This is a genomic window from Bacillus cereus group sp. N11, assembly GCF_016483605.1.
Classification (GTDB): Bacteria; Bacillota; Bacilli; order Bacillales; family Bacillaceae_G; genus Bacillus_A; species Bacillus_A toyonensis.
In genome coordinates this window covers 96,056-108,450 of record NZ_JAEHBN010000015.1, presented here as the reverse complement: position 1 = coordinate 108,450, position 12,395 = coordinate 96,056, and the positions used below count along the sequence as shown (strand labels likewise).

Genomic DNA, 12,395 nt, shown 5'->3' with positions numbered 1-12,395 from the left:
AATAGAACAAAGAGGTGAAAAACATGTCAATTGAATCACTATGGAGCAGTCGCTTCCAACAACATATGCAAAATATCATTACATACTTTGCACGTATGATTAACGGTTTACTATATAGCTTTATCTTTATTTCATGCGTTGGCGCATATTATTATGCTCAGTTTCTAAAAGCATCTCCTTCTAAAGGAATATCTCTCATACTCATAACGACCGTTCTTACATTTATTATAATGAGATGTCCCATTCGCACCTTTATTCAAAAACCAGATGCCGTCTATTTACTTGCGTTAGAAGAGAAATTAACATCTTATTTTAAAAAATCTCTTCTATATAATTACATCATTCAACTTTTCCCATTATTATTTACGTTCCTTATTCTCGTACCGCTTGCTATGCAATCATTACAATTAACTGTACCGTTCTTATGTACAATCTTTATCGTTTTAATGATTACGAAAGCTTGGAACCTGTACATATATTGGATGTGGCGTGATAGCCATGAAAAAAACATATGGTTCATTATTCGTATTGCTTGTAACGCCCTAATCATTTACATGCTATTTTACTCGGCACATGTTCTCATATTAGGCGGATTGCTCTTACTACTTGCTTTCCTACTTCTATATACGAAAAAACAGCCTACAAAACGAATACCGTGGGATTACATAATCGAGCAAGAAGAAAAAATGGATGTTCGCTTTTATCAATTTGCTAGCATCTTTACTGATGTTCCGCAACTTAATAAGCAAGTAAACAAAAGAAAATGGCTTACAAATTGGATTGAACCTTTATTACATAAAAAACGAGCAACTTTCTTCTATTTACATACACTAGCATTTTTACGCGGGAATGATTATTTCGGTATATATATTCGCTTAGGGCTGATTGGTGCCTTCGCCTTATATTTTATACCAAACACATACGTAAAAGGCGCTATCGCATATATCGTCCTATATATGATTTCTATGCAGCTTCGTTCCCTCTGGAAATATTTTTCGGGAAATATTATTGTAGCATTGTATCCGATTGATACTGAAAAACGAATGAATCAATTTCTTCGCTTAATCTTTATATTACTAAGCATTCAACTCATTGTATTTTCGAGTGTTATACTCATTGCTACAGGTCAATTACTACATACCTTGATTATTATGATAATCGGGGTAATCTGGATTAAATTTATTATTGTACCAAAAACGAAGCAACGTGTTTCTTCGTTTTAACGAAAAGAATTATCTTAAAAGCCAAGGAGAAAATAAATTATCTCCTTGGCTTTTTTATTTTTCTTCCTCAAACAACCGATATTTTATGATTTTTACATACAAAAACGATAATACATGTTTACGTCCTAATAAAAAGGGTATTTATTAAATTAACAGGGCAAAGGAACTGGAGGGAATGAAAAAACATGAATTAAAGTTTCACTTTATAAAAGGCATTGCTCAAGGATGATTCTGGAACCGATACTATAATATAAGGAGCTGACTGCAATGAGTAAAAAAATTGCTATTTTAATAACGGATTATTTCGAGGATACAGAATATACAGAGCCAGTAGAAGCTTTTAAGCAAAAGGGATATGAATTAACAACTATTGAAATGGAAAAAGGTAAAACGGTACACGGTAAGCAAAGAAAAAGTGAAGTCGTAATTGATAAAAGTATTGATGATGTTTCTCCAGAGAACTTTGATGCCCTCTTCATACCGGGTGGATTTTCCCCAGATATACTTCGTGCCGATGAACGTTTTGTTCACTTTAGCAAAACATTTATGGATGCGGAAAAACCCGTTTTCGCTATTTGTCACGGACCTCAGCTACTCATCACTGCACAAACACTTGAAGGACGCGATGTGACTGGATATAAATCCATTGAGGTCGATTTGAAAAATGCTGGCGGAAACTTTCATGATAAAGAAGTAGTCGTATGCCAAAATCAGCTAGTCACAAGTAGACAACCGGAAGATATCCCCGCTTTTATTGAAGAATCGTTGCGTATATTAGGATAGCTACTTTGGTTAACCTCTTTTATTTGTATGAAAAACAAAATGTAATCAGTGGGGGATTTATTTCATCCCCCACTGATTATTAGTTCACACTAATCGCGTGTTTATGGGCAACCCGACTCCCACAAATACACCTCTTATCTCACTCTAAAATTCCCAATCACTATTCATAGGCAGTTCTCATATAGTGAAAATGACTATATAATTCCTATCCATAAGTTAAATCATGATTTTACACATATATAAATACAAAAGATGGGAGCCTAACTATGAACAATACTCCACCTTCAACGCCCCCAAATCCAACGGAAACGAATAATAATGAAGTGAGCTTACAAACGTTACGCGTCATTGGGCTTATTGTACTGATTAGTGGCTACATATTAGTAGCACTTTCTGAAGTAGGAACGTTAAAAAATCTTTTACTACAGCCGAATACCACTCCAAATTTAGCTGAAGTTGATCCGTTTTAAAAACGGTATAAAAAGCGCTCCTCATTATAACTGGTTCGCTTTTTATATCGTTTCACTTTATCCGATCTGAGAAACCTTCCCTTCATCTTGATATTTCTCTTTCCCTATCGCCTTCATAAATAATAAAATACTGCTCATACCAACAATAAAGTACAGAGCACTCATGCCCCAAGATGCAATAAATGAACCTAACATAACACCTAATGCCCCGTTCATTTTCGCCATTTGAAAGACCATCCCGTTAATCGCCATATAAGAACCTCTTGCCTCATCCGGCACCATATCTGCCATAATAGATTGACGCACTGGCACATACATCATCTCGCCTACCGTTTGGAAAAGCCCTGCAATTAATAAAATCCATAAACTATTGCTCGTTCCGAGTATTGTAAATCCAATTGTATAAATGAATAAACCTACATATAAGATTTTCAAATCGTTGAAGCTTTTCAGCATTTTAATAAGGAGTGCCGAACATAACACAACTAAAATTGTATTCTCTGCTGAAATCCAGCTCATCATTCGAATACCTGTTAAATCAAACGTCACACCATTCCTAAAGAAAAAGTGCACCGTTTCAAATTCCTGCTGCAAACGTACTCCTAAATAATTATTAACCTGAAACTCTAAAGATAATGTACATATACTTGCTGCACAAAAAATTAAAAACGCTCTATCTTTTATTACGACTTTATAACTATCCGCCATATCTTTTAATACATTTTTCTTCTCCACCGTTTTTCGTGCTACATACACTTCTTCCATATATAGAGCCATCACATATAAAGTAATAACTGCAATAACTATTAATCCAATAAACAATTGTAATCTATAGTTTTCAAACAATAGTCCTCCAAATATCGCTCCAATTGCAATGGATAAATTAATCGCCCAGTAGTTAATGCTGTACATCACTTTTCGATTTTCTGGTGTACTCACATCAATTAACATCGCCTCTGTCGCAGGATTCATAAGACCAGACCCTAAACTATTCACTAACATAAAGATAAATGTTAGCCACGGTGAATCTACATAATCTGAATTTGCAATCCCCATACAAGCGATTGAAATGACTTGTATACTTTGACCGATAATCATAACCTTTTTACGCCCAAGCCGGTCCCCAACATATCCACCGTATAAACCAATTACTAATGAAGCAATTACATTAATAAGTAGTAACGCACCAGCAATTGCACTACCTAATTTTATTGAAAAATAAATCGCCATAAATGGAAAAATCATCGTGGATACAGTACGTGTTAAAAACGAAGTTATAATTCTAATTTTTATATTTCGATGCATACTCCAAAATCCCATCGTTTCCCCCTCCTTATGCTTACTTATTTTACTTTGAAAAAAAGGAAGAAAAAGGTTAGAATATTCTAAAGAGTTTCCCCTTTTATAGATAGAAGGAAGTGTATATATGAAAATTATGGACTATTACATTAGACTAAGACTACATGCACAAGATCAAAAACATATACAAAATAGCTTACAAGAATTAGCGGATGTTTTATATTGCAGTACGAAAAACGTAAAGATTTTATTAAAGAAAATGAGCGAGGAACAATTAATTAACTGGACTCCAGGGCGAGGCCGTGGGAATAAAACGGAAATTCTATTTATACATAATTTCGTAGAAGCGATTGAGTCCTATACAGATGAACTGTTAGCGCAAGAAAAATTAAAAGATATCTTTCTTCTTTTAAAAGAACCCCTACCCCTTGCACTTCAAAAAAAGATAGAAAATAAACTACATCATCATTTTGGATACGAACCTTCAAATGATATGTACGACATATTAAAGATTCCTATATCGAGAAAGATATTTCCATTAGATCCGGCTTTTGTGGCTGTAACTACAGAGAGCCATCTTACGAGTCAAATTTTTGATACGTTAGTCGTTTATAACGATGTTACTGAAAAAATGGAACCACACATTGCGCATACGTGGGAATTAAGTGGAGACGGGCTTACGTGGACTTTTTATTTACGAAAGGATGTATATTTTCATAACGAAACAGTTTTAACTTCTAAAGATGTACGATTTTCATTTGAAAGACTAAAAGAAATTCACTCTCCTTTCGAATGGTTAACAGAAGAAATTGTTCAAATTGAAACACCATCACCATTGCAAATTCGATTCCATTTAGCAAAACCAAATCTATTTTTCTTACACTATGTAAGTTCCATACAACTAGCAATTTTGCCACATGATGCTAGTATTGAAAATCATCATTATATAGGTACTGGACCTTTCAAACTTGCTCATTACTCTGAAGATAATATCGTGTTCGAAGCGTTCACTCATTATTTTAAAGAGCGCGCGTTATTAGACCGTATTGAATTTTGGGGTATTCCTGATCATGTACAAATCGATGCTGATTATGAACTACCAAATGAAGAAGAAAATGAAAGGCATAATATACAAATAGAAGAAATAGGTTGTATTTATGCTAGCTTCAACTTAAAAAAAACCGGTCCTCATCATGACATGTACTTTCGAAAGGCTTGGAGAGAACTATATGATGTTGAAACGATAATTCGTAGCATAGAAGGTAGACGAACAATTGCTGCATCAAGCTTTTTCCCTGAAAGAAGTCGCCAAGTTCCTAATAGGTCCTACTCTTTAGAAAAAGCGAAAGAGTATTTGAAAAAGAGTACCTATAATGGAGAAACGATACATATTTATTTCTTCGCATTTAAAGATAGTGCAAATGATGCACATTTCCTAAAAGCACGATGTAAAAGTTTAGGTATACAAGTAGAGCTTCACCCATTTCTCGTTTCAGATTATATGAATCGTTCTATTGATCAACATGCTGATATTATTTTTATGGGAGAAGTATTTGCTGCCGATCATGAACTTGCATTCTTAAATGTATTTAAAAATAAAAGTTGCTTCGTAAACCGGTTCATGGACCCGCACTATGAAAAACAAATTAACTGTTTGCTAGACACATTTTTATTAGAAGGAAATAAGGAGAAGCGCTACGAGCTCATGTATGAAATCGAAGAATTTTTACAAACAGAACACATCATTTTATTTAACTATCACGTTTTAAAAAGAAAAACATACCCTTCTTCTTTAAAAAATGTAACGATTGATTCATTCGGTTGGGCAAATTTTGCAAAGTTATGGATACAGCCATCCATGTCTTAAAATGTGAGTCATTATAAAAGGAGAGGAACTATGAAACGCAACCTAGAAAAAAGACTTTCCTATCTATACACAGGTGAGTTATTTTCAGTCATTACTTTTATCTTCACAAGTTACTTACTTAATTATGCTTATCCTACATTACATTTATATTCCCTATATTCTTTTTGGGTCTCATTTCTTCTTTTAGAGTTTATCTTATTACAAGGAGTAATTTACTGGTACGTAAAGTGGAAACGACTAAAAAAAGAGAAAACATCTGTTACGCCCATTAGGATGATTCAATATTTAAAAATACTTAAAAAGATAAATATAGCATTAATTATCACGGGATTTATTACGTTTACTATTGATTTTGTAATTTGGTATCCCCACTTACCTTTAGGTGGGCTATCATTCACCCTATTTATTTATATTTTTGCATTACTTGAGTACATTAACTATTATCATACTCAGCTTTCATACGATAACATCTCTGATATGACACATTTAATCAAATCAAAAAAACTAAAGCAGTCCTGTATAAGTAAAGATTTTCAACGTATTTCATAAAAGAGAAGGTACTACATCCTTAGTAGTACCTTCTTCACAATACAAACTATTATTGAATTACTCCATCCAAGTGATTTTTCAAGTTCAATAAATATTGCTCAATATTCGGATTCTTCACCACATCATAACAAGCAAAGCTCTTTAACGGACTCATGCCAAGAAACTTTTGTACGCGATGTAAGTGACTAAGCGCTGACTCTAAACTTTCTCCTTCAAAAAACTTCGTCTTATCTCCAAATGCTTTTTCAGGTGCATTCCAAGTTGTAGAAAACATATATTGCTTCTCTTTTAGTAAACCACCTGTTCCATATTCATCAGCACCTTTAAAGAACAAACCGTATTCATACACTTCATCCATATATGTTTTAAATAGTCCAGGTACACTAAACCAATAAATTGGTGTTTGATAAATCACAACATCCGCCCATAAAAACTTCTCTTGCTCTTCTTTAATACTATAGCCATCTTGAATCGTTGTTGTTTTCACATGATGATTCTCGCTTAATACCGTTACCATATAATCAACTAACGTTCTATTTAATCGTCCTTCTTTCGTACCGTATTTCTCATGTCCATTTATTATAAAAATATTTTTCATCGCTTTTCTCTCCCCTATATGATCTACTCTTCAGCTATTAAGCCCAGTTGCTGCTTTAGCGTAAGATTATCTTCTAAATGCCAATCTTCCGTTATCATTCCGTCTTTCACATGCAAAATATCAATTGCAAAAAAATTGATTTTTTTATCATTATGCGTTCCTGTAAAAGAAAGACGAGCTGTTACTTTATCCCCAACAACTAATAAATCTTCAATCTCGCAGTGTATATTAGGAACGACTTTACGAAAATTTTGCGCCGCAACCTTTAATCCTTCAGTACCTTGCGGACGACCTTTCGGTAATGTATTATCAAAGAAATTTTCCGTAACAGTCTGCGGAATAAGATTCTCTTTACCTGTATCCCAAAATGCATAAAAACGCTGCGCTGCATGAACCATTTCTGTCGCTTCCTTTTTACTTAATGAAGAATCAATTGTCATTGCTTTTGGCTTTGGCATTTCTTTTAATAACTGAATTTCAGTTTTTTCTTCCACGCCGCATGCTACAAGTACAATACAAACAACAAACAAACTAAGGAACATAAACAATTTTTTCATACTCATGGAAATCACCTCCTCTTCATCTAAACCCTTTTTATTTCATATTGCTATTGTATATGCACTAACTTCCTTTATGGAAGTAGTGATATTTTTTTCATATAGTTACCAAAAGTATAGTTTTGTGATACTATAAAGCAAATTCATTCAAAAAATTTTTATGGAGGCTAGTTCCATGAACAATATAGATTCAGTTGTATTAACGAAAGGTTTACCTGGCATACCTTGTCCTATCGCTAAAACGCTTGACGTAATCAGTACAAAATGGACGTTTTTAATCATTCGTGACCTTCTTATTGAAGGAACTTTACGTTTTAGTGATTTACAAAAATCAATGGACGGCATTAGCCCAAAAACATTATCGCTTCGCCTAAAAGAATTGGAAGCACAAGGGATTATAACGCGAAAAGTATATCCAGAAGTTCCGCCCCGCGTAGAGTACACTTTAACGGATAAAGGAAAGCAATTAGAGGGGATTTTTATTGAATTAAAGCGGTTTGGATTAAGTTTATAAACGAAAAGCCCCTTACCATACAAATAGTAAGAGGCTTTTCATTATTCACTACATTACTTCGCAAAACTTTCAGCTAGCTGTTTCTCTCTCCACATAAATGTAATGCCGAGACCTACGATTAAAATAACTCCTGAAAATGCATATGGATAATGAATATTCATATCAAATAATATTCCGCCCATAGCAGGTCCTGCGATATTTCCTAAACTCGTATACGTTGAGTTCATACCAGCAACAAATCCTTGCTCTTTTCCAGCTGCTTTGGATAAAAACGTCGTTAAAGCTGGACGAAGTAAATCAAATGCTAAGAAAATGAAGCAAGTAACGAGAAGTACAATCCAATAATTAAAGACTACAGTGGATACAAACGCTAACACTGCACCTACAATTAAACATATTTGAATTAACACTTTTTCACCAAACATGTCAACTAATTTTCCAAACATAAATACTTGCACGACTACCCCAAAGATTGAACTAATTGTAATAATTGCAGCAATATCTTTCGGCGTGAAACCAAATTTATGATCAGAAAACAGACTAAACACAGTTTCATATGCTGATAATCCAAATGCGAGTACAAATACGATAATAAATGCAATTGCATACATTGGGTTTAATGATTTCTTTAAATCTCCAATAAAGCTTGATTCTTTCGTATTAGAAGAAATTTCTGCAAGCTCTTCTTTCGTTAACGGTTCTTTTAAAATAAAGATCGAAATCACACATGCTATAAAGGCAATCACTGCTGCCACAAAGAACGGCACACGTATTCCGTATTCTGCAATAAACCCGCCGATTCCAGGCCCTATAATAAATCCAGTGCTAATAGCTGCTGAAAGATAACCCATCGCCTTTGGTCGTTCCTGAATCGATGTAATATCCGCAACATATGCTGTAACTCCCGGCATAATAAACGCAGCACTAATTCCACCTAACACCCTCGCTACATAAAGCATCCACACATCTTTTCCTAATCCAAAAAGCAGCTCTGAAACACCAAAAATAAATAATCCAATGATTATCATTTTCTTCCTACCGTAAAGATCGACCCAACGACCTGTAATAGGTGAAGTTATGAGCTGAGCCATTGCAAACACTGCAACGAGATAGCCCATCGTTTTACCTGTTAAATTCATATCATTCATAAAGGACGGCATAACCGGAATGATTAACCCAATCCCTAAAAAAGCGATAAATATATTGCTTAAAAGAATGACCAATACCATCTTTTGTTCTTTTATCGGTTTCTTCACTTTTTAACACCTCTTCCCATAAGTTCCTCTCAAAAATAATGCCCAAGAAACTTTTTCTTTATCCTGCTATTTGTGGGCTAATAATGAGTGGAGATACCCCCACTCATTAAAGTTTCACTTTATCCTTCCATACATAAATACAGGGTGAATGACTATCATTCAGTTTTTCGTAGAAATGAACCTACCCTCTTAAGATAGGTTCACCTAACTGTTTTGTCCCCATTAATGCGGGCTAATAATCAGCAGGGAATGCCCCTACCAATTAAAGTTTCCCTTTATTTCTTTATATGTAGTGCATGTATTAAAAAATCTAGTACTTCTGCCTTTTGAAGCTCCACTTGCTCATCATCTTTATGATCGTATAAATAAACTTGTTCCGCTGCTGATTCAACAAGAGCGATAAATAACTTGGCTGTTCGCTCTGCGTGAACCGAATCACGAATTTCACCAGCTTCTTTTGCCTCGCTTAAAAATTCGCTTAGCCACATATAAAGAGGCTCATATACAGCTTCCCATTCTTTTATATGTTCAGTAGATGCAAGACCCGCATACATTAATGCTTGTATTTCACGATATTCAGCTATAAAGTTAAATACTGCATCTATTACTTGCTCAACTTTACTTGAAAAAGATGCATCGTTCTGTACTTTTTCTTTCACTGCAAGTATCATCTTCTCAACCATCACTTCTGCTATTGCAGGCATAACAGATAGCTTAGAAGGAAAATATAAATAGAAAGTTCCTTGTGCAATGCCAGCCAATTTCACGATATCAGAAATCTTCGTTTTTTCAACGCCCTTTTCCTTAAACACTTCAATAGCTGCATAGACAATTTTTTCTTTTTTATTCATCATCTAACCCTTTCAAACACATATTGAATGACTGTCACTCATTTTATAAAATAACTAGCTGTACTGTCAATCATCATGTACTTTCATAATAAAAATCTCCCAACAGATCGTTAGGAGATTTAGCTTTACTATCCTTTTCTTATGAAAGGGCCTTTAATCCTGTAACTCCACATACGATAAGAGCTACGCTAATCAAACGTGCCTTACTTTTCGATTCACCAAACAGAAACATATTTAATAAAACTGCGCCTGCTGTTCCAATACCAATCCAAACCGCATAAGCCACACTTACTTGTAAAAACAAGAAAGAAGTGTATAAGAATGCGAAGGAAGTTGCAAATCCACCTATATAAATCGCTCCATTTGCTAACGTCTTATCTTTACTATACATTTTAAGACCTATCACACCGACTATTTCACTAATTGCGGCACAAAATACGAAAATCCAACCCATTTTTAAGCAGCTCCTTTCACAATTTCTTCCGCGGTTTCTTCTTTATTATCAGCCAGTTTTAAACCGATAACACCCGCTACGACCATCACGATAAAGAATAGTTTCCCTACACTGAAACTGCCGCCGAAAAGGAATACATCCATTAGGAAAGTACCTACCGTACCAGCTCCGGCAAACACAGCATATACAGTCCCTGTTGCAAGATGTTCGCACGCTTTAGAAAGAAAATGAAAATCAACAGCAATAACTCCTACAATAACAACCCAATGCCACCAAGTATGGGCTGTATTAAAACCGAACACCCAAAATATTTCAAAGATACATGTTAATATCACATATAACCAAGCTTTATTTTTCATATCTCTCACCTTCTATTATTATATGACTGACCGTCAGTCATTTTTAATTTAAAAAATATAATCTCACGCAAACTACTATTTTAAAAAACAATATCAGCCTCATTTATCCTTATATTTGTTCAGTTATTAAAAATTACTTATCTACACCCTTTCATAACAAATGACTGAATGTCATTCATAAATTATTTTACACGAATAATTTATAAAATGTCAATACCAACATTCCATAAACAATTTAACTACTTGTAATACTTTACATTTTTAGAAACCGTAAATTGCTTAACTTGATGGCAACAATGTCTCTTCCTCCATCAATCAACTTAATAAAAATCGGTACTCATTATTGTTAAAAATGTTATTCTTTCTTTATTAATAGGGGGCTAGCGTAAAAAAAGACACCCTCACAGGTGTCCTTTTCATTATGGAAATCTCTTAAAATACATTTCTATTTAAAAACCTTTTGTTACATCATAATACCGTTATGTTTGAACGTATACCATTTTCCATTAATTAAATGTTTTCCGACTGCCATGTCACCGCTAGACTGTAAATAATACCAATTTTTATTTTCTTGTAACCAACCTGTTTTCATTGGGCCATCTTCAAAGTAATACCATTTCCCTTTATCGCTAAACCAACCTTGTTCACTTGCACCAGATTGATCATTAAAGTAATACCATCCTTCTTCTAGCTGTTTCCATCCTGTTAGCATTGAACCATCTTCATTAAAGTACCAAACCGTACCGCCTTCAGCTAGTTTCCCTTTTCGCATAGCACCAGTGTCATCAAAAACATAACGCTTTCCGTTTTCTTCTAACCAGCCCTCGTTCCAGTTATTTTCTGTGCTTTTCATTGATCCATCTGTATTTAAGTAATACCATACGTTATTATTTTTTAACCAACCTGTTTGCATGACACCAGATGCATCAAAATAATACCATTTCCCTTTCACTTGTGCCCAACCTGTTGCCATAGCGCCATCTGCATTATAGTAAAACCATTTCCCTGTATAAGGCCCACTTTTAATCTCTTGCCAACCTGTAACCATAGTTCCATCTGCATTAAAAGTGTATGTTTTTCCTCCTATAGTCCTACGGCCATCAGACATGTAACCATCTTTGTCAAAGTGATACCATGAACCATTGATTTTTTTCCAATCTTTAGCCATAGAGCCATCTTCGTTAAAATAATGCCAAACTCGAACTTTCTTCCATCCTATTTGCATTGAACCATCTTCATTAAAATAATATGTTTTTCCTTGAATATTTTTCATATATGTAGCCATCATGCCTGTTTCATCAAAGTGATACCATTTTCCATTAATATTTTTCCAACCTATAGCCAAAGAACCATCTTCATTATAGTACAACCAGTATCCCGTCCCTTGAAACCAACCACGTTTTTCTTGAACTTGCTCAATTGTATCCGCATTCTTTTGAGAAACTACATTTTCTTCTGCATGAGACACTGCTGGTATGATAAACATTGAAGACATTAAAATCGGCAAAATAACTTTCTTCATTTTCCAAATCCCCCAATTAATGAATATTTTTAGTTTTTATTTCCACAAACAGAATTGTATTACGTTAATTAAATATAGTCAACAGTTTTTGTA

General features: G+C 34.3%; 14 protein-coding genes. 6 read left to right on the top strand and 8 right to left on the bottom strand.

Going from position 1 to position 12,395, the window contains the following annotated elements:
- Positions 1-23: 23 nt before the first annotated feature.
- The 3 genes from JDS98_RS22930 (at position 24) to JDS98_RS22920 (ending at position 2,476) form a co-directional block, all read left to right on the top strand.
- Entirely contained in the window at positions 24-1,223 is a 1,200-nt protein-coding gene (locus JDS98_RS22930) for an ABC transporter permease (protein WP_098226162.1), read from the top strand.
- Between the two features lie 267 nt (positions 1,224-1,490).
- Positions 1,491-2,006, top strand: a complete 516-nt coding sequence (locus tag JDS98_RS22925) for a type 1 glutamine amidotransferase domain-containing protein (protein ID WP_000037539.1) — start codon at positions 1,491-1,493, stop codon at positions 2,004-2,006.
- Between the two features lie 266 nt (positions 2,007-2,272).
- Positions 2,273-2,476, top strand: a complete 204-nt coding sequence (locus JDS98_RS22920; protein ID WP_001066489.1) for a hypothetical protein — start codon at positions 2,273-2,275, stop codon at positions 2,474-2,476.
- A gap of 57 nt (positions 2,477-2,533) precedes the next feature.
- Here the strand turns inward: JDS98_RS22920 and JDS98_RS22915 are convergent, their stop codons facing one another.
- Positions 2,534-3,796, bottom strand: a complete 1,263-nt coding sequence (locus JDS98_RS22915) for an MDR family MFS transporter (protein WP_199634351.1) — start codon at positions 3,794-3,796, stop codon at positions 2,534-2,536.
- Between the two features lie 106 nt (positions 3,797-3,902).
- On the opposite strand from JDS98_RS22915, the gene JDS98_RS22910 reads away from it, so the two are divergent.
- On the top strand, positions 3,903-5,642 hold the full coding sequence (locus JDS98_RS22910; protein ID WP_097957718.1) for an SgrR family transcriptional regulator: 1,740 nt from the start codon (positions 3,903-3,905) through the stop codon (positions 5,640-5,642).
- Positions 5,643-5,672: 30 nt separating this feature from the next.
- Positions 5,673-6,191, top strand: a complete 519-nt coding sequence (locus tag JDS98_RS22905) for a general stress protein (protein WP_199634350.1) — start codon at positions 5,673-5,675, stop codon at positions 6,189-6,191.
- 49 nt (positions 6,192-6,240) lie between these two features.
- On the opposite strand, the gene JDS98_RS22900 is transcribed toward JDS98_RS22905, so the two are convergent.
- On the bottom strand, positions 6,241-6,789 hold the full coding sequence (locus JDS98_RS22900) for an NAD(P)H-dependent oxidoreductase (protein WP_000789204.1): 549 nt from the start codon (positions 6,787-6,789) through the stop codon (positions 6,241-6,243).
- A gap of 23 nt (positions 6,790-6,812) precedes the next feature.
- Positions 6,813-7,352 carry an ester cyclase gene (locus tag JDS98_RS22895; RefSeq protein ID WP_199634349.1) on the bottom strand — a complete coding sequence of 180 codons (540 nt, stop codon included), beginning with the start codon at positions 7,350-7,352 and terminating at the stop codon, positions 6,813-6,815.
- 169 nt (positions 7,353-7,521) lie between these two features.
- Here JDS98_RS22895 and JDS98_RS22890 point away from each other — a divergent pair, with 169 nt between their 5' ends.
- Complete coding sequence (locus tag JDS98_RS22890; RefSeq protein WP_001059478.1) at positions 7,522-7,860, top strand: winged helix-turn-helix transcriptional regulator; 339 nt, start codon at positions 7,522-7,524, stop codon at positions 7,858-7,860.
- Positions 7,861-7,913: 53 nt separating this feature from the next.
- Here JDS98_RS22890 and JDS98_RS22885 read toward each other — a convergent pair whose 3' ends face one another.
- From JDS98_RS22885 to JDS98_RS22865, 5 genes are all read right to left on the bottom strand, one after another.
- Complete coding sequence (locus JDS98_RS22885; protein ID WP_199634348.1) at positions 7,914-9,116, bottom strand: MFS transporter; 1,203 nt, start codon at positions 9,114-9,116, stop codon at positions 7,914-7,916.
- Between the two features lie 275 nt (positions 9,117-9,391).
- Positions 9,392-9,970 carry a TetR/AcrR family transcriptional regulator gene (locus JDS98_RS22880; protein ID WP_097854841.1) on the bottom strand — a complete coding sequence of 193 codons (579 nt, stop codon included), beginning with the start codon at positions 9,968-9,970 and terminating at the stop codon, positions 9,392-9,394.
- Positions 9,971-10,106: 136 nt separating this feature from the next.
- On the bottom strand, positions 10,107-10,421 hold the full coding sequence (locus JDS98_RS22875) for a DMT family transporter (protein ID WP_000539702.1): 315 nt from the start codon (positions 10,419-10,421) through the stop codon (positions 10,107-10,109).
- Positions 10,422-10,423: 2 nt separating this feature from the next.
- Positions 10,424-10,780, bottom strand: coding sequence for a DMT family transporter (locus JDS98_RS22870; protein ID WP_000790623.1), 357 nt, complete (start codon positions 10,778-10,780; stop codon positions 10,424-10,426).
- A gap of 463 nt (positions 10,781-11,243) precedes the next feature.
- Positions 11,244-12,302 (bottom strand): glucan-binding protein, encoded by a 1,059-nt coding sequence (locus tag JDS98_RS22865; protein WP_199634347.1) that lies wholly within the window; start codon positions 12,300-12,302, stop codon positions 11,244-11,246.
- Positions 12,303-12,395: the final 93 nt, after the last annotated feature.

Excerpts from the sequence above, each read along its gene's own strand:
- JDS98_RS22900 (WP_000789204.1), bottom strand. The coding sequence starts at position 6,789 with ATGAAAAATATTTTTATAATAAATGGACATGAGAAATACGGTACGAAA.
- JDS98_RS22920 (WP_001066489.1), top strand. The coding sequence starts at position 2,273 with ATGAACAATACTCCACCTTCAACGCCCCCAAATCCAACGGAAACGAAT.
- JDS98_RS22930 (WP_098226162.1), top strand. The coding sequence starts at position 24 with ATGTCAATTGAATCACTATGGAGCAGTCGCTTCCAACAACATATGCAA.
- JDS98_RS22895 (WP_199634349.1), bottom strand. The coding sequence starts at position 7,352 with ATGAGTATGAAAAAATTGTTTATGTTCCTTAGTTTGTTTGTTGTTTGT.
- JDS98_RS22910 (WP_097957718.1), top strand. The coding sequence starts at position 3,903 with ATGAAAATTATGGACTATTACATTAGACTAAGACTACATGCACAAGAT.
- JDS98_RS22875 (WP_000539702.1), bottom strand. The coding sequence starts at position 10,421 with ATGGGTTGGATTTTCGTATTTTGTGCCGCAATTAGTGAAATAGTCGGT.
- JDS98_RS22925 (WP_000037539.1), top strand. The coding sequence starts at position 1,491 with ATGAGTAAAAAAATTGCTATTTTAATAACGGATTATTTCGAGGATACA.
- JDS98_RS22890 (WP_001059478.1), top strand. The coding sequence starts at position 7,522 with ATGAACAATATAGATTCAGTTGTATTAACGAAAGGTTTACCTGGCATA.
- JDS98_RS22880 (WP_097854841.1), bottom strand. The coding sequence starts at position 9,970 with ATGATGAATAAAAAAGAAAAAATTGTCTATGCAGCTATTGAAGTGTTT.
- JDS98_RS22870 (WP_000790623.1), bottom strand. The coding sequence starts at position 10,780 with ATGAAAAATAAAGCTTGGTTATATGTGATATTAACATGTATCTTTGAA.
- JDS98_RS22905 (WP_199634350.1), top strand. The coding sequence starts at position 5,673 with ATGAAACGCAACCTAGAAAAAAGACTTTCCTATCTATACACAGGTGAG.
- JDS98_RS22915 (WP_199634351.1), bottom strand. The coding sequence starts at position 3,796 with ATGGGATTTTGGAGTATGCATCGAAATATAAAAATTAGAATTATAACT.
- JDS98_RS22865 (WP_199634347.1), bottom strand. The coding sequence starts at position 12,302 with ATGAAGAAAGTTATTTTGCCGATTTTAATGTCTTCAATGTTTATCATA.